The sequence below is a fragment of the Vibrio sp. 1402 genome (assembly GCF_033340275.1).
This window is the reverse complement of record NZ_JAWOWE010000001.1, coordinates 599,618-616,820: the sequence shown is the minus strand read 5'-3', so window position 1 is coordinate 616,820 and position 17,203 is coordinate 599,618. Positions and strand designations below refer to the sequence as shown.

Annotated in this window: 12 protein-coding genes; 6 read left to right on the top strand and 6 right to left on the bottom strand. The window is 43.1% G+C overall.

What is annotated here, in order from left to right:
- Positions 1-8 precede the first annotated feature (8 nt).
- Positions 9-854 (bottom strand): tetratricopeptide repeat protein, encoded by an 846-nt coding sequence (locus R7044_RS02590; RefSeq protein ID WP_005373890.1) that lies wholly within the window; start codon positions 852-854, stop codon positions 9-11.
- 200 nt (positions 855-1,054) lie between these two features.
- On the opposite strand from R7044_RS02590, the gene R7044_RS02585 reads away from it, so the two are divergent.
- Complete coding sequence (locus R7044_RS02585) at positions 1,055-1,525, top strand: ASCH domain-containing protein (protein ID WP_005373887.1); 471 nt, start codon at positions 1,055-1,057, stop codon at positions 1,523-1,525.
- Positions 1,526-1,579: 54 nt separating this feature from the next.
- Here the strand turns inward: R7044_RS02585 and R7044_RS02580 are convergent, their stop codons facing one another.
- Both R7044_RS02580 and R7044_RS02575 read right to left on the bottom strand, forming a co-directional pair.
- Positions 1,580-2,167 (bottom strand): class I SAM-dependent methyltransferase, encoded by a 588-nt coding sequence (locus R7044_RS02580; protein ID WP_205391249.1) that lies wholly within the window; start codon positions 2,165-2,167, stop codon positions 1,580-1,582.
- Between the two features lie 92 nt (positions 2,168-2,259).
- Positions 2,260-3,777 (bottom strand): phospholipase D family protein, encoded by a 1,518-nt coding sequence (locus tag R7044_RS02575; RefSeq protein ID WP_213895803.1) that lies wholly within the window; start codon positions 3,775-3,777, stop codon positions 2,260-2,262.
- Between the two features lie 518 nt (positions 3,778-4,295).
- Between R7044_RS02575 and R7044_RS02570 the strand changes: the two genes are divergently transcribed.
- The 5 genes from R7044_RS02570 to R7044_RS02550 all read left to right on the top strand — a co-directional run bounded on the left by R7044_RS02570 (position 4,296) and on the right by R7044_RS02550 (position 11,464).
- Entirely contained in the window at positions 4,296-5,453 is a 1,158-nt protein-coding gene (locus R7044_RS02570) for an efflux RND transporter periplasmic adaptor subunit (protein WP_005387110.1), read from the top strand.
- Between the two features lie 13 nt (positions 5,454-5,466).
- The gene (locus R7044_RS02565) at positions 5,467-8,625 is read left to right on the top strand and encodes an efflux RND transporter permease subunit (protein ID WP_033906309.1); all 3,159 of its coding nucleotides are present in this window, start codon (positions 5,467-5,469) and stop codon (positions 8,623-8,625) included.
- Positions 8,626-8,949: 324 nt separating this feature from the next.
- A complete protein-coding gene (locus R7044_RS02560; RefSeq protein ID WP_005373876.1) occupies positions 8,950-9,216 on the top strand; it encodes a hypothetical protein in 267 nt (88 codons plus the stop codon).
- A gap of 395 nt (positions 9,217-9,611) precedes the next feature.
- On the top strand, positions 9,612-10,460 hold the full coding sequence (locus R7044_RS02555; protein WP_005387103.1) for a hypothetical protein: 849 nt from the start codon (positions 9,612-9,614) through the stop codon (positions 10,458-10,460).
- 164 nt (positions 10,461-10,624) lie between these two features.
- Positions 10,625-11,464 (top strand): hypothetical protein, encoded by an 840-nt coding sequence (locus tag R7044_RS02550; RefSeq protein ID WP_033906310.1) that lies wholly within the window; start codon positions 10,625-10,627, stop codon positions 11,462-11,464.
- A 507-nt stretch (positions 11,465-11,971) separates the two neighbouring features.
- Here R7044_RS02550 and R7044_RS02545 read toward each other — a convergent pair.
- Genes R7044_RS02545 through R7044_RS02535 form a run of 3 tightly spaced genes read right to left on the bottom strand, consistent with a single transcriptional unit; the run spans position 11,972 to position 17,041 of the window.
- The gene (locus tag R7044_RS02545) at positions 11,972-15,073 is read right to left on the bottom strand and encodes an efflux RND transporter permease subunit (RefSeq protein ID WP_205391247.1); all 3,102 of its coding nucleotides are present in this window, start codon (positions 15,071-15,073) and stop codon (positions 11,972-11,974) included.
- Positions 15,070-16,398, bottom strand: coding sequence for an efflux RND transporter periplasmic adaptor subunit (locus R7044_RS02540; protein ID WP_025767987.1), 1,329 nt, complete (start codon positions 16,396-16,398; stop codon positions 15,070-15,072). Before R7044_RS02540 ends, R7044_RS02545 begins: the two co-directional genes overlap by 4 nt.
- Positions 16,385-17,041, bottom strand: coding sequence for a TetR/AcrR family transcriptional regulator (locus R7044_RS02535; RefSeq protein WP_025767986.1), 657 nt, complete (start codon positions 17,039-17,041; stop codon positions 16,385-16,387). The genes R7044_RS02540 and R7044_RS02535 overlap by 14 nt, the downstream gene beginning before the upstream one ends.
- Positions 17,042-17,203 lie beyond the last annotated feature (162 nt).

Below are 17,203 nucleotides of genomic sequence, written 5' to 3'. Positions count from 1 at the left end.
TTATTCCATTATTCGCTTGCTAGATGTAAGAGCTTTTCAAAACGCTCATTACCGTGCAGCAATTCGAGGTCTCGTTCTTCGGCAAGTAAATCACGAATGGATGGGCTGTATTCAATTGCGCGTTCCAAGTCTTCAATAGCTTGCTCTTCGATACCAAGGCGAGAGTATGCACACGCGCGTTGATACAGTGCAGGGCCGTTGGTGTAATCGACTTCAAGTACGCGGTTACAAATGCTAAGTGCCCAATGGTATTCGTTGATTTCCATCGCTGCGTCGGCTTTGTAAGTCAACGCTTCTAAATCACCTGGACGAATTAATAAGATTTCATCATAGATTTCAATACGTTGTTCTGGAGTTTGAGAGCTTTGTGCACGTAGCCATAAGTTATGGATCTCGTTGATTTTCTCAATCTCTTTGTTGTTTTCGCTGATAATGCGAGTTTTGCGTTTTAAATCTCGCTCAAGGGCGACAAACTTTTTCTCGTATTCTTGGGCGATCTTCTCCAATCGTTTATCAGCCATCTCTTTGGTGTTGTGTTTAAACTCGCGCAGAGATTGCCATCCGACAAAGGCAATCAGCGATGCGACACCAGCAATGATGTAGAAGAAGTATGTAACGGTCACGTTGGCATAGTTCAACGATTTATCTGCGACCGTTAGCTCGCGATCGGTGATCTCTGTGATCATTCGCTTTTCTAGGCTTTGATAGTCCTGACGCAGCGCTTTTAGTTCATCTAAAATATAGCGTTCCATTAATGGTCTATCTAACAGATCCGATTCTGAATACTTTTCCTCCGATGCCATTGTTGGCAAGGCAAGTATCAGCGAGAAAAAAATACCAATAAATAAGCGCATATAACGTCCTTTCACGAGAAGAGTACAGATAGACCATGCAACAATAGCAAATAGCACAAACGTTTAGCAAAGTTATTACAAAAGAAATAACAGTCGTCTACGTAGAAGTCATATTCTTGTTGTTTTTCAGTTTGTTCCTGGTGGTTATTTGTTGTGATATCTTTTATCCTCCTTGCGAATTTATGATTAATGGAGTGAGCATGGACGCGCGAGCTAAGGATTACTTAGAACAATTTCTAGAATTATTATCACCAGAACAAAGGGAAGCTGTACCATCAGTCAGTGCTGACTATTATTGTGCCGATGAATACAACGCGAATGTATGCGCAGACTTGGTTCGTATTGGACAGAAAACTGCATCGTGCAGTTTGGAGCTTTGGTATCGAGAGCATGGTGAAACCATGCCCCAAGTCGGTCATTTACAAGTAGTGACGAATTGGGATGGGGACCCGGTTTGCGTGATACGAATTACTGACGTAAGTACATGCAAATATGAGGATGTAACCGCAGAGTTTGCCTTCGCAGAAGGCGAAGGTGATAGAACCTTAAACTGGTGGCGTGATGCTCATACTGCATTTTTTAAAGCTGAATGCGATGAGTTGAACATCGATTGGCATGAGAAACGTACGCTGGTTTTAGAGCGTTTTGAAGTGGTGTATCCCGTCAATTAATCTCTGATAGCAGCACTGATTTGAAGTGCTGCTATCTTTATTGAGAGACCATTTTTAGCGCTTTCGAGCGGTCACACTAAACATATGCCAATGTTTTTGGCTTCCTACTACAGTGGTCCCGTCTTCATCTCTTTCATGCAATGAAATGAGGTCGTAACCTTCGAATAAGCTTTCCACTTCCTTTTTTGTTAATGCGGTAATGTTTGGATGCATTTCGGAGGTAACCCAGGAGTCTTTCACTCCCAAGAAATCGCCGCAGAAGATACCGCCCGGTTGTAATGCGCTGTCTATTTTTTTCCAGACTTGTTTGAAGCCTGTGTCAGGGCAAAAGAACAAACTGGCATTTGCGATAACCAAGCTGCACTGAGGGTAATTAAATTCAGTAAAACAGCACTGCGAAACCGAAAATCGCTTATTACCTTCAAAGCGTGTTAAACAAGTTTTTACTGCATCTTCATTGCTATCACATGCGTGAACCTTAAATCCCTGTTCGAGGAGAAAGTGGCTGTCTCGACCTATTCCGCAGCCAATATCGAGAGCGACTTTGCCTTCTATCTTAAGTAGGTTCAGGGCATTTTCCACGTTTGGGCGGTGAGGTTGGCTTAAAATCTTCTGATAGTATTCATTCCATTGCGCTGGCATTGAACTTCCTTATGTTGGTTGTGCCCCCCAGCCCCAAAACTAGCGTCCATTTTGTTTCGCTTGACTGGGTAGGTTTGCAGTATTGGCAACTGTTATAGCTGATCTTCAATTGGTAATATTCCGGAGAACCAAGCACCCATTTTTCGCCATACTCCTGCTTCTGGTTCGGAGTCGTATTCTTCGCCTGTTTTTACGTCGGTCCAGACAATGTCCCCGTCGCGCAGAGTTAAGGCATAGGCGTTACTCGACAGTTGATTCGGCAGTTGTTCTAGAAACATTTGCACATATTCTGGCTGTTCTATAACAACTGCCATTTCGGTATTCAAAGCTGCCGAACGTGGGTCCCAGTTCATTGAACCAACGAAAAGTGTTTTGTTATCAATCGTCATTGCTTTAGCGTGTAAACTTGCTCTGCTACTCCCCGTGATGCTCCACTTACTTTTGAGTTTTGCGCTCGCTTTTACTTCCCAAAGCTTGATTCCAGCTTCGAGTAGATCTTTTCGATATTTTGCGTACCAACCATGCACGGCAAACACATCGTTAGACGCGAGGCTATTGGTCACAATCGTGATATCAACGCCTCGCTTGGCCGCGTTACTTAATGCTTGAGTACCTGCTTCAGTTGGAACGAAATAGGGAGAAATGAGCACAAATGAATCCTCAACACTTTTAACCAGTTCCGACAAATTATCAATAAGTTGGCTCTCTCGGGTTGCGACTTTATCGGGCAGATCAAACCATACTTTCGCTTCTCCCCAGTAGAGCTTGAGTTTGCCTTGTTTTAGATCTTGGTACATATCCAGTTGGGTGAAGTCATAGCGGCCGGTTGAAAACTTTTCCTCTAACCGGAGTTTATTGACCTGCTTTTGAATCGCTTGGTCGGTAATTTGCTGTGAATTCGGTGTAATCCATTCCATTGGTATCGCATAGGCGCTATTCCAGTAGAGGTCGAACTGATCGGCAGTTTGTTGTACCGCCTCACCATAGAGCAGAAGATCAAAATCACCAAACTCAACTTGCGATTCAAAAGAGAAGTATTCATTGCCGATATTTCTACCTCCGACAATGGCGGAAACACTGTCTGCAATCAGAGACTTATTGTGCATACGACGATTAAGGCGTTCAAAATCGCTAGCAAGAGCGAACCAACGGGAGTCGCGATACTGATGCGGGTTAAATAAGCGGATTTCTATATTAGGATGTGCATTGAGGGCAGCCATCACATCGTCGTTTCGCTTTTGCATATCGTCAAGCAACAGCCTTACTCGAACACCACGCTTTGCCGCTTCATACAAGCGCCACGTTATTAGCTGACTCGTTTCGTCACCACGGTAAATATAGTATTGAAGATCAAGACTTTTCTGGGCGGACTCGATCAAAGAGGTTCGAGCAAGAAGGGCATCGTGTCCCTGATTTAACGGTGCAAAGCCAGTTATGGACTTAGGATCTCTCCCGTAAGCTTCAAAGTACTGCGCAAGAACAGAATCCTTTTGATAACCGAGCTGAAAGCTGGTGGACTTTTCACTGGCGTCATTCAACGATACGGATGAGCATGCCGATAAAATAGTGAGCAGCGAGGGGAAGAGCAACTTGGCGAGCGTTTGTAACAAAGCACATTTCCTTGTCTTACAGAGTGTTACCTACTCCAAATTATAGACTTAAGCTGACGCCACATGCACCCAGAACCGTTTGATAACGAGCGATTAATCAATGAATTGCCATAGAGCCTGCACCAAGTTCAACTTTTAGAGCGCAGATAATCATTTATTTTAATTATCATTATGGCCGTATTGGTCATAATCACTAATATCTGGTGATTATGACCAATAGCACACTGGATAAAATAATGGTTTTTATATAACCATATGATTTTTAATAAATAAATGCTTGGCATGTCATTTGCTGTTTAGAATAAAAGTTAAGTCAGAGCAACTTGCGCAGTTGGTTAATTTTTTGTTAATTTTATTAACTTTGAATTGGCAATAACTATCTAGTTCGCTGCTTAAAAGACTAGGCAAGTGCCGCTTTGATGTTTATTCAAATTCAATTCTCTCACCACCATGCTTACCGGGAGCAATGGACTGAATAAAAGTGTGGTGTTGAAAACAACAATAAAAAAGGATTTTCGATGTTAGCAAAACCCATATTACGTTGGCTTTTACCCTTCGTCGTCGTTGGAGGCTCTTATGCAGGATATGCTGCAATTGCCGCAACTGCGCCGGAAAAAGAGTCAACCAAAGATGCAATTACAGAGCCTACTGTTCAGGCTTCTTCTCTTTTTCCTACCGATCACAAAGTGGTGATTACCAGTCACGGTGAATTAGTCCCTTTTGAAAAAACACACCTTTCCGCGCAAGTTAGTGGTGAAGTTACAAGTTGGCACCCGAATTTTGTGACGGGTGGCATCGTAAAACGAGGAGAGGTTCTTTTCACAATTGAAAGTGACAACTATGAAGCGTCGGTTTTACAAGCTGAAGCCGATTTAGCTAGTGCACGCGCAAACTTGATTGAGGAACAAGCGAAAGCCGAAGTGGCAAAACGTCAGGCAAAGAGACTGAGCGATAAGCAAGTGACGGATCTGTATTTACGCAAGCCTCACGTTTTGAGCGCACAAGCGCAAGTGAAGTCGGCTCAAGCGGCACTCAAACGAGCAAAAAGAGAGTTAGAAAATTGCAAAGTCGTTGCACCTTACGATGCGCTGGTTGTTGAGCGTGATATTGGTGTTGGTCAATTTGTTACATCTGGTTCTCGAGTTGCCACGTTAAACAACATCGAAGTGGCAGAGGTGCACGTACCCATTGCCGGTTTTGATAGTGCATTTTTACCCGAATCCATTGGTGAACTCACTGCGACAGTGACGCAGCAAGGTGTGTTTTCTACCACTAGAGAAGGTCGAGTAGTTCGTGATCTAGGCATGATTGATAGCGCTACCCGAATGATTAACATGGTCATTCAAATCGCGGACCCATACGGTGTCGATAACCAGCAGCCTCCAATTAAATTCGGCTCCTACGTTGAAGTGAGCTTCACTGGTAAGGAACTTAAGCACATCTACCGCTTGCCACAGGAATTAGTTAAAAACCGTACCGTGTGGGTGGTGAATGGCGATAATCAACTTCAACCCAGAACTGTCACGGTTTTGAGAGCAGAAGGTGAGTTTTTGCTGGTGGGCGAAGGCTTAGAGCAAAGTGATAAGTTGGTACTGACCTTACCAGAGTACCCTCAAAAAGGCATGGCGGTACAAATTGCAAAAAAGAGTGACGACTCCGAAACCGTCGTACAGTAAGTAGGAGTTTGTCATGGAAGATACTAAACAAAAGGGCTTAATTGCCTATTTTGCGAATAACCCCGTCGCTGCCAACCTTTTGATGGTGTTCATCATTATCATGGGTGTGGTGAGTTTTCTCTTTATTCAAAGGCAGATGTTTCCGAATATTGAGGTGAACTACATTGATGTTCGTGCGACTTATCCTGGCGCTTCTCCTCAAGAGATAGAAGAGAGTATTCTCGTTAAGGTCGAGGAATCGATTAAAGACGTCACCGGGATTAAAAAAGCAGTCTCAACGGCCTCTAGAGGTAGCGCGTATGTTTCCATCGAGGTAGACGTTAATGCCGATATCAAGCGTGTCTTAGATGATGTAAACCAACGTATTGATACCTTGTCTAACTTACCAGCGGGTATGGAACCAATCAATGTCTACCAAGTTGAATGGCGCCAAGATGTAATCGAAATGGGGTTAGTTGGGGACCGACCGCTCGAGGAGCTTAAACCGCTTGCTAAGCAAATCGAAGATGAATTACTTCAGTTAGAAAACGTCATGCTGGTGTATCTGAGTGCGCCAGAAGAAGAAATAGCGATTGAAGTAGACCCACTTGTTCTTCGTAAATACGACCTGACGTTGAGCGATATCAGCAGCGCGATCAGCCGTTACTCAGCCAACTTTTCTGCGGGCGAAGTAAAAACAAACTCAGGGATGATTGCAGTAAGGATTGAAAACCAATACTACCGTGGTGATGAGTTTAGAAATATTCCTGTAAAGCTTGGCGCAAATGGTGCGAAGGTTTTACTGCAAGATATCGCCACGATCAAAGATGGCTTTACGGAAGAAGAGCGCTATTTTGAATACTCAGGGCAAAATGCGATCTACATGTCTGTTGAAGCAACTCGTGATCAGAACATTATCCCTGTTGCACAGTCCGTTCGTAATTATATTGAAGCAAAAAACAAGACATTGCCGCAGGATGTTAAGCTCAAAGTCTTAGTTGATACGACTTATTATTTAAATGGGCGTCTCGACATGATGTTGAAAAACTTGCTGCAAGGTGCTGCATTAGTCGCGATTATGCTGACCATTTTCCTACGTTTCCGCTTGGCTATGTGGGTAATGATTGGGCTACCTGTCTGTTTCCTCGGTGCTGTAATGATGATGCCAGCTTTGGGTATTACAGTGAACATCGTCTCGCTGTTTGCTTTCATCATGGTGCTCGGAATTGTGGTGGATGACGCCATCGTCATGGGAGAAAGTGCGTACAGTGAAATCGAAGAAAAGGGCGGCGGTGTCGATAACGTGGTACGCGGTGTCAAACGTGTTGCTACGCCAGCGACATTTGGTGTTCTGACAACGATTGCTGTATTCGCACCATTCTTGTTGTCTAGTGGTATTGATAGTGCCTTCTTTTATGGTATCGCGGGGGTCGTGATTCTGTGTTTGATCTTCAGTTTGATTGAATCGAAGCTGATCCTTCCTGCACACCTTGCGCATACTCATTTTAAGCCAGTTAAACCAGGTGGTTGGCGTGACCGATTTAACCAACGTTTTTTTGGTTTTGTAAATGGTCCATATCGGAACTTTGTAACAACATGCACCCATTGGCGCTGGACAGTGTTTGCGGTGTTCTGTGGTTTACTGCTGATCAGCGCGGCTTTGATCAACGCGAATTATGTTCGGGTGATCCCCAACCCTAAAGTGCCGACTGACTATCCTGCGATCACTATTGAAATGAATGATACCGTTTCAAGTGAGCAGACAATCAGTGCACTCAAGACTATTGAACGTGTCATGCAAAAGATCGAATCTGAGACCATTGCAGAACATGGTCAAGGAATGATTCGTGATGTGCTGTCGTACAACAGAAGCCGCACCGAAGGTCGTGTATTAGTACCTCTGGTTGATGAAGAGTTACGCCCGTTCAATACATTTGAACTGGCTCGACGTTGGCGTGAAGCTATGCCTGTTATTCCCGGTATGAAGAGCATCAAAATCCGCGAGCAGAGTGCGGGTGGTGGTGACAGAGATGAGTTTGGCTACTTGTTGTTTGGTTCTAACATCAATGAGCTCAACGAGGCTGGGCGTTACTTGATAGAGCGTTTACAGCAGGAAGAAGGGTTATATGATATTTCATCTTCTATTGATTCTGGAAGCAAAGAAGTACTCCTGTCTCTTGCGCCTGTAGCGTACGATCTCGGTCTGGATCTCACCATGATCGCAGAGCAAGTTGGTGGCAGCTTTTATGGTGGCGAAGCACAGCGCATTATTCGTGATGGTGAAGAAATTAAAGTTATGGTGCGTTACCCGCAATTGACGCGTGAAGCATTCTCATCATTGCGTTACGCTGTGATTACCACACCAGCAGGTAAGAAGGTCATGTTGGGTGATGTGGTGAAGATCAATGAGCAGCCGGGCGTGAGTAGCATTCGACGTGAAGGCGGGTATCAAACCGTTTATGTCTATGGTTCCATAGACGAAGAATTGGTTGAACCTCAAGAAATCGTTAAGGTCATTGACGACAATATCTTACCGGACATGAAGCAAGCCTTCCCAACTGTGAAAACAGAATTGGGCGGTGATATTGAAGAGCAGGCTGCGCAGCGTAATGAACAGATTTTGTTCTTTATTGCTGGCATGATCATCGTCTACATCTTGTTAGCTGTACCGTTAAAAAGTTATACCCAACCTTTGATTGTAATGTCCGTTATTCCGTTTAGTCTGACGGGGGCGATTTGGGGCCATTTCTGGCTAGGTTTAGACATCAGTATGATGTCGACATTTGGTTTGATCGCCGCTGCTGGCGTGGTTATTAACGACTCTCTGGTTATGACAGATTACGTAAACCAAGTGAGAGAAAAGGGTATGAACATCAAACAAGCGGTTGTTGAGGCGGGTTGTGCTCGTTTTCGAGCTATCACGCTCACCTCAATAACGACGTTTGCGGGTGTATTGCCGATAATGTTTGAAACGAGTTTGCAGGCGCGTTTTGTCATACCGATGGCTGTCGCTTTGGGCTTTGCGGTGTTGTACGCAACGGTTCTGACTTTAGTGTTGGTGCCTTGTTTGTATTTAATGCTTGAAGATATTAAAAATATTTTCAGATCGATCAAGAGGTTTATCCATCGTTTGATTAATCGTTTCAGAAAGTCGCCAGTGACGTCGAGCGTTGAAGCAAGCGTATCGAGTTAACAAGCTTGATGTTAACGATTAGGAGCAGCCTTCGGGCTGCTTTTTTGTTTCCGCATTTTGATTCAAAGCGATTTTTTAGTGGGCAGTTACGTAATTATCTGATGAGAAAACTGCCTGACAAAGCATTTTCAATGTGTATGTTTCTAATGTTTTAAATTCGTATGGTTAATTTGACACTTGGTTAGCGAAATTTACCAGACGAAGATAACGTTGAATATGAGGGTTTATTTAAGTTGTTGAAAAATAACAAAATAAAAGTTGGCATCGTATGTGCAATATATAAATTGTAATTAAAATTAACTGCTAATCCTCAAGGAGCTTATTATGAAAAGCGTATTTCTATCTACTCTAAGTCTTATTGCTGTAATGTCATCACCAATCGCTGCTGCTAACACTTTAGACAAAGAGGAGTGGAGCTCAGATTTACGTCAGGACTTTTCTGAAATGAAACATGAAGCTATAGCAGATATTCAGCAAATGAACATGGATGCCATTCACGCACGTGATGAGCGTATCGTGAAAAACATTAAAGATGAGCAAGAACAGTTAGTAAAGGTAACGTGCCACAAAGAGAAAGCAAGCAAGTCATAAACGCCGATAAAAGAGACTAACAGACGAAAATGAATCCAATACGAGTTCGGTGTTAGTTAGCAGTAAGCACTGACCTTGTTGCTCTACTTGCCAGCCTTTTAAGGCTGGCTTTTTTGTTTCTCATTTCATGGGTGGAGATCAGATCCTCAAGCCTATTATCAATAGTTGGCGTGTTTGATGAGCTATTGCTGGATGGAGCGGATGTAACTTTTAAAAGTGTAGATTTCAGTAAAGTGGAGGTGATGTTAGATATTTAAAATTTTGAAAAGATCCGATCTCCTTTTTGACCTTCATAATACCTTAGTATGTGGCTTACCTTTACTTGAATTAGAACTCATATTGCAGGCGTTCGTTTAAAGGTATTGATGCATATTTGAAGAGTAAGAGATAGACATATGAGTTTTATTAAAATGTGTAAAGATGGTTTTAGAGGAAAGCCGGATTTCTCTGACTTATTACATAATGCGTTCCAGATAGATGACTTAGTGCTGTCATTTGAGTGTCCGAACAACATATATGAAGGACATGTATACCAGGATCTTGTTAATTTAGAACAGTTCGATGTTGAATCAAAAATAGAGAGGCATGAAAGGTTTGTAAAGTTAGCTACGGTATATTTTTTGTTTCAGAAGAAAATATTAAACCCTTTGCTTCCTATTAACAAACAAGGTGGATTATATATTAGGCTACGGGTTAAATCTACTGGAGAAGATATTGATAATATTAGTCAATTGTCCTCATTTTTAGAGAGAGAATATTATGATTTTTATCATGCCCCGGAGCAAAGTGAAGGCTCTATGAGGGGGTATCATACAGACTTGATGAAAGAATTGACTAAGCGTGCGAATAAACAATGGGGAGAAATTCCAGAAAGTGAACACCGAAAAAGAGAAAAAGAAGAATATTTAATTAGAGGTTTCTTAAGTGGTTATCCACCAATAAAGTGTGAGATAGTTGAAGTTGGAAAAAACAAATACTCAAAATACTCAGAAGGTAATCTTAAGTATAAGAGTGAATTACGAAGAGTATACAATTTACCCATAAAAAATGAATTCTACCTGAGCATCGAGTTTTGGTATAAGTACGAATCGATGTTTGCTAAGCAGAAGTTTTTAGATTGGGTGAGAAGTGCGGATGAAACCTTTGAAAAAAAAGTATTGGAATTACTGGATTTGTCTCCGCTCATCGACTCGTATACAGCCAAAGCGGTAAAGGGATTGAACGAAAAAACTAAGGCAGAGTAACACAGCGTCAAGAAAAGCTAGCAAAGTATGTAGCCATGAGAGAAAAATGAATCAAATTGGATGTCTATTTACCTTTGTACGCCATGGCGCATATAAAGCCAATGGATTTAGTATAGAGCCTATCACAAATATCAATACATATTTAAATAACAAGAGATATAAATATGAATTTTATCAAAATCTTTAAAGATGGGTTTAGAGGGAAACCAGATTTTGCACACTTGTTACATAATGTATTCCAGATAGATGACTTAGTACTATCATTTGAATGTCCGAACAATATATATGAAGGTCATGTATACCAAGATTTTATTGAATTACAACGATTCAATATTGATTCAAAAGTAGAGCGGCATGAAAAGTTTATAAACTTGGCCACGATTTATTTCTCTTTTCAAAATAAAATAATAAATCCACTATTACCAATCAATAAACAAGGTGGTTTATATATTAGGTTAAGGATTAAGTCTGCAGATAAATATATTACTAGTGTTAATCAACTATCTTCATTTATAGAGAAAGAGTACGTAGATTTTTATCATGCTGTAGAGTCACCTGACGGTTCTCAAAAAGGTGATCATACAGAGTTGATGAATGATGCCATTGCGTATGCAAATCATCGTTGGGGAATGGACCCGATAAACGAAGAAAAAAAGAGAGCGAAAGAAGAGTTCCTTGTAGGAGAGTTTCTTCGTGGTTACCCTCCAATCAAATGCCAAGATATCAAGATTGGTGGAAATACATTTTCAAAATATGTAGAAGGAAATTTGGAGTATAAAAAAGACTATCGAAGAGTGTACAATTTGCCTATCAAAAATGAGTTTTACTTTAGTATTGAATTTTTATATGAAATCGAGCCTATGTTTGCTCAAAAAAAGTTTTTAGATTGGGTAAGACACGCGGATGAAATCTTTGAAAAAAATGTTTTAGAGTTGCTAGCACTGTCTCCGCTTATTGATTCGCATACTACCTCCAAATCCGAAAGGTTGGCAAAAAAAAGTTGATCCAGAGCGTTCATACTTAACTTAAAGAAAAAAGCCCGCGAAGAATGCTTTCACGGGCGAAAAAAGGGCACCAAATTGGGTGTCTATTCATTTTGGAGGTGGTCGAACGTCCATATAAAACTGACAATAGGCTTGGTGAGAGGCTTACCACCAGCGCGACCAACGAGGCTAAAGTTAACATTGTTGTAATGATTGTTAAAATGTTAATTCTTCAATCAATGTTTTCATTATCGTGAGTTTAAATTGTGAATGTGTTGCCTGCGTGTATTTTTACTCTGTGAAATGCCGTTTTTGACAATAAAACATATTATAAATCTTGTGTTGGTTATTTGATTTGGTTATATAAAGCTCAACATACTTAATCCTTAACTGTTCATATTTACACTTAATGAGACACAATAACCCTCTGTTTGTTAAGTGATTGTGTGTTTTTTAACGCATTGGTATTGAACAAAAAGCGACCTAAGCCGTTCTTGTTCATTTTGATAAGTTTACTTATCAGTCGTTTTAGATTTCTTCGTGCTTATGGACTAGGCCGAAGTCAGCTAAAATGGCATACGCAGCAGGGATCATAAACAACACCAGCAGAGTGGATGCGAAAATACCAAACACGATGGAGATAACCAGTGGTTGGATAACCTGTGCTTGCAAACTGGTTTCAGTCAGTAACGGAAGCAAACCTGCTGCAGTGGTCATTGATGTTAGGAATACTGCTCTAAAGCGTTCCCGACTGGCTTTGACTACTGAGTCATGTACATTATCCCCTTCATCCACATGATGGCGTATGTACTGAACTAACAGAATCGAGTCATTCACCACAATCCCTGCTAATGAGACGAAGCCCATCATACTTGGCATACTTAATGAGTGACCGAGTAGGATGTGTCCCCATACCACGCCAATAAAGGCGAGGGGAATCGCAAGCATGACGACGAATGGTTCCAAATAACTGCGGAATTGGTAACTCAGAATCGCAAACACGCCAAATAAACCAAGCAAGAAGCCTTTACCCATTGATGAGCCAGTTTCAGCGGTATCTTTGGCTTCACCTTCAAAATCAAAGCGAAGACCAGGATACTTTTGCATAAGCTTTGGCGCATCATCCTGTTGGAACTGACGAATAATGGCGGTTGAGTTGGCTTTCGTATTGTCGATATCGCCGAATACGCTCACAGTCCTCAAGCCATCAATGCGCTGGATTCTTACGTAATTACGTTGGAAATCCAAAGTCGCAATGGTTGCGAGGGGGATTTGACTGCCATCGGACAAGATAATCGGAAAGTTTGCCAATTGCTGTAAGTCACCGGCTTGTGCTTTATCGAGGCGAACTTCGATGGAAATGTTTTCTACCCCAACTTGGATCTCGTCTGCGGTTTGGCCAAAGAAAGCTGCACGCAATTGATTGGCGATGAGTTGGCCGTTAATCCCGTAAGCTTCTGCGCCCGGACGCAGTTTTACCAAGACTTCTTCTTTACCCATACGCATGTCATCCAACACGCCATGGACACCGTCAAACTCATTTAAGTACTGTTGAATGTCGATAGAGGCGGCTTTGAGCGCATCCAGTTCATCATGCTTCGCTCGAATTTCAATCGCTCGTCCACCCGGCCCCATGGTCGGTTGTTTAAATACCAGTGAGATAGGATCCGCAAGTTCACCAATGTCTTCACGCCATGCGTCGATAAATTCATCGATGAGTGTGTTACGACTCTCGGCGCCCAGCAAATCCAGACGTACCGTGGCAATGTGAGGGCCAGATTCATTCGCGTCGGCGTTAGCGTTGAATTGACTGGTGATGTGTAGAACCAATGGATTGCCGTCTTCCACTTTCTCTGTCCATTCTTTATCTAGCTTTTGAGCGGAAGCGACGATCTTATCGACGACAGCTTCCGTTTGAGACAGAGAAGAACCCGGAGGAAGAATAATGCGCGCTTCTGCAATGTCGCCATCCAACTCAGGGAAGGGTTGGAACTTGAGTAAACCACCTACTAACGTGGCAGCGGAGATAAGAAGTAATGCAACTACGCCACCCATAAAGGCATAGCGATACTCGACCACTTTATCCACTGCGTTGACCAAGGTGGTGTTACGGAAGTTTTCAAAAGAAGCGAGCAGCTTTTGTTTAAACTTCGGTGTCTTTCGCTCTTGCTTTTGTTTATGTAGCGAATGAGAAAGGTGGTTAGGTAGGATCAAGAAGGCTTCCACCAAACTCAAACTCAAAACGAGGATCAGAACTTGAGGAACTGCTTTAAGTACCGCACCCATTTCACCTTGCAGGAATAACAAGCTACCAAAAATACACACCGTAGTTAGGAAGGAAGAAATTACCCCTGGCAGTACCTTTTTCACTCCTTTGATAACGGCATCATCGATCTCTTCTCCTCGGTCGAGGTGAGCGGCAATCGATTCGGCAATAACGATGGCATCATCCATCATGATACCGATGGCCATGAGTAACCCGACCAAAGACATGATGTTGATGGACAGGCCAAGTTGCGCCATCAAAAATAACCCACCTAAGAAGGCAACGGGTAAACCAGCTGCGACCCAAAAGGAATAGCGAAAACTAAAGAACAACCACATGGTGGCGAAGACCAGAATGATACCTTGCCAACCGTTTTTGACCATCATGGTCAGGCGATCCCAAAGCACGGATGAAAGGTCATTGGTCATTTGTAGCATCACACCGTCTGGCGCGATAGCTTGTTGTTCTTCGACAAATTGAGCAACCCGTTCCTTGATACGCAGTGCGTCATCTTCTTTGTTTTTGCTGACTTTTAGTAGGGCAGAAGGGTGACCATCGAAGAGGACTTTCTGTTCGTCCAATTCAAACCGGTCGGTAATCGTCGCAATATCTCTTAGACGGATGATTGAGCCATTTGTACCAGAGCCCACGACGATAGTCTCAAGCTCTTCCGGCGTCACGCGTCGTTCGTCAAAGCGGATCAGAAAGTTCTTATCTGGCGTTTCGACATTACCACTTGGCAACTTGACGTTTTGACGACCAATCTGGTCCGCAATATCACCAACACTCAAACCAAGTTGTCGGATAGCTTGAGTGTCTAACTCTACTCGGTATTGGTGGTCAGAGAAGCCAGCAACTTCAACCAAAGAGACATCGTAATCGATTTTTAACGTGCGTTTAAGCTGTTCGGCATACGCTTTTAGCTCTGGCCATGTGGTATCTGCGGTGATCGCGACATCCACAACTGGCTCGTTCCAATCGAGCTCTTGGACCACAGGAGATTCAATCTCTTGTGGGAAGTCGTTTATCGAGTTGATCTGGGTTTGAACATCAACCAACATGCGCCCAATGTCGGCTTCTTCATTCAGTTTTAAGATAAGACGCGCAGAACCCTCAATCGCTTCACACTGAGTTTCTTTAATGTTGGCAAGGCCATCGACAGCATCTTCCATTCGGATACAGATGCTCTCTTCTACCTCTTGAGGGGAAGCGCCGGGGTAAACCACACCAGCTAGGATGTAGGGCGGATCAAACTCAGGAAAAGTTTCACGCTTAATCGTGGAAAGTGAAGAAATCCCCAATATCAGCAGCGTTAGCATCAGCAAGTTGGCTGCTGTTGGATGCTTGGCGAAGAATCGGATCATGAATCAGACTCCTCAATAGCCGTTTCTGACTGTTCAGGTGACTCTTTCAATAGCATGCCGTTAATCGCAGGCAGCAAATCGTTGATGATCAGCTTCTGACCTTGCTCTAGTTCACCATCGATCACCACTTGGTTATTGCGACGATATAACACTTCAACCGTGACGACTTGCAGACGATTGTCATCGCCCATCAGGTAAATCTTATTGCCATGAAGCGCACGCTCTGGGATGACCCAACTCGGGTTCTCTTGTCCCTCAATCAAGGCACGCACAAACATGCCGTTCACCAATGGAGGCGCAGACGTTGGGTTTAATGCACGGTAGTCTTGTTCAATTTCCAGAATCACACCGGCAGTCGCTTGGCTTGGATCAACCGTTTCACTGATGCGTGCAACTTTCGCAGGCCAGCTTGCAGAGAGGTTACCGCTGCTGAGTTCAATGTTGGCATGAATCGCATTCATATCAGGTTGTGGAATACCAGATTCATCACGGACAAACTCACCGATGCTCGCCGCCAAAGTTTGCATGTCATGAATGGATAGTTGAGCTTCCACTTCCATGACATCAATACCATGTCCTGTCACCATGGTTTGTTGGAGGTTAACCACTTGCTTTTTCTCAATTTCTACGTCAGCAATACGCAAATCGTAAGGAAGCGTGATGATGGTTTTATCAAGCGAGCGTTCGGCCTCATCCACTTTTGATGCATTAACTTTAACTAGGGCTTCCGCGACTCGTTTCTCATCCGGCATCAAACCAATTTGATTTTCAATATCCAGTACTAACTTACGTTGAGAGAGCGCGCTTTGCTCTTGCTGATCTACATCCGATTGCGAGGTTAAGCCTTTCTTACGTAGGTTTTGTTTACGGTCTAACTCTTTGTTGGCGATAACCAGACGGTTGGCTTCTATCTTGAGTGTGCTTTTGAGATTCGCTTCTTCTTGGTTCAGCTTAGCCAGAGAGGTTTGAGCAGATTTGAGATCGGCTTGAGCTTGAACCAGTTTCAACTCGTAATCGAGTGGGTCGATTCGCAAGATTTCCGTTCCTGCTTGCAGCACTTGTCCTTTTTCCAGTTGCGGATGACGGTAAACCACTTTACCGGTCACTTCGGCTATCGCTTTCCATTCAACTTTCGGTGCGATTTTACCAAAGCCAATAGCAACAGGTGCAATCGCTTTCAGCTCAAGTGGAATCGTCTCGACCAACCGTGCACGATCTCCAGCGGGTTTTACGGGCAAATCTGGTTTGAGGCTAATCGCCAAAAACAGAATGACGACCCCCACCGCAAGAGCAGGAAAGAACAGCAGCTTTTTATTTATCTTCATATTGGTCGCCCGAGTCTAAAAATCCATGTTTCATCAGTTGTATGTTGTGTTCGAATAATCGGTTCAAGAAGGCTTCAGAAAGTTCAATGCCATGAATGGCGAGCAGTGCTGGTGGTGCCATAAAAGGAAACACCATCAAGCTGATGTAAGAGACGCGACAAAGTTGAGGGTCGGCGTCTTTTCGTAAAACGCCACTGTCAATCAACTTATCAAAGATCACGCCTTGCATTGGCTTGCTGATATCTGCGAAGACTTTTTCGAGCAGTTTGCGTTGGGTTTCCGATGGGGGCATATGCATAACTTGGGCAACTAAGCGTGGGAACTGTGGTACCTTGATCATTTCGCGGTAGTAGGTACGCATTAGATCGAGAAAGTTTTGCTCGTTACTGTTGGATACCAACGTCTGCATCTGCTTTTGCATCGGTGACAGTGTTTCGCGCAACATGGTCTCGAACAGGCCTTCTTTGTTGCCAAAGTAGTAGCGAATCATCGCAACGTTCACGCCTGCTTTCTGCGCGACTAGGCGAGTAGAGACCTTGTCATAAGCCATAATGGTGAAGAGTTCGCGCGCGTGGAAAATCAGTTTTTCCCGTGCGTCGATATTATCTGTGGGTCTTCCCGCCCTTCGATGCGCTTCCGTCACAATCTTCTCTCAAAATATTAAACATTTGATTAATTATAAGACGCTGATTTCTCATGCGACATGTGAAAAATTAATCAGTATTTAATCAAGTGATTAATTTGTGATGAAGAGAAGTAAAAAAGAGCAGAAAGAACTGCTCTTTGAACAAATAGAAAAGTATTT

What these genes read in the sequence shown, in the direction of transcription:
- R7044_RS02590 (WP_005373890.1), bottom strand. Translation starts at nt 854, where the DNA reads ATGCGCTTATTTATTGGTATTTTTTTCTCGCTGATACTTGCCTTGCCA.
- R7044_RS02585 (WP_005373887.1), top strand. Translation starts at nt 1,055, where the DNA reads ATGGACGCGCGAGCTAAGGATTACTTAGAACAATTTCTAGAATTATTA.
- R7044_RS02580 (WP_205391249.1), bottom strand. Translation starts at nt 2,167, where the DNA reads ATGCCAGCGCAATGGAATGAATACTATCAGAAGATTTTAAGCCAACCT.
- R7044_RS02570 (WP_005387110.1), top strand. Translation starts at nt 4,296, where the DNA reads ATGTTAGCAAAACCCATATTACGTTGGCTTTTACCCTTCGTCGTCGTT.
- R7044_RS02565 (WP_033906309.1), top strand. Translation starts at nt 5,467, where the DNA reads ATGGAAGATACTAAACAAAAGGGCTTAATTGCCTATTTTGCGAATAAC.
- R7044_RS02560 (WP_005373876.1), top strand. Translation starts at nt 8,950, where the DNA reads ATGAAAAGCGTATTTCTATCTACTCTAAGTCTTATTGCTGTAATGTCA.
- R7044_RS02555 (WP_005387103.1), top strand. Translation starts at nt 9,612, where the DNA reads ATGAGTTTTATTAAAATGTGTAAAGATGGTTTTAGAGGAAAGCCGGAT.
- R7044_RS02550 (WP_033906310.1), top strand. Translation starts at nt 10,625, where the DNA reads ATGAATTTTATCAAAATCTTTAAAGATGGGTTTAGAGGGAAACCAGAT.
- R7044_RS02545 (WP_205391247.1), bottom strand. Translation starts at nt 15,073, where the DNA reads ATGATCCGATTCTTCGCCAAGCATCCAACAGCAGCCAACTTGCTGATG.
- R7044_RS02540 (WP_025767987.1), bottom strand. Translation starts at nt 16,398, where the DNA reads ATGAAGATAAATAAAAAGCTGCTGTTCTTTCCTGCTCTTGCGGTGGGG.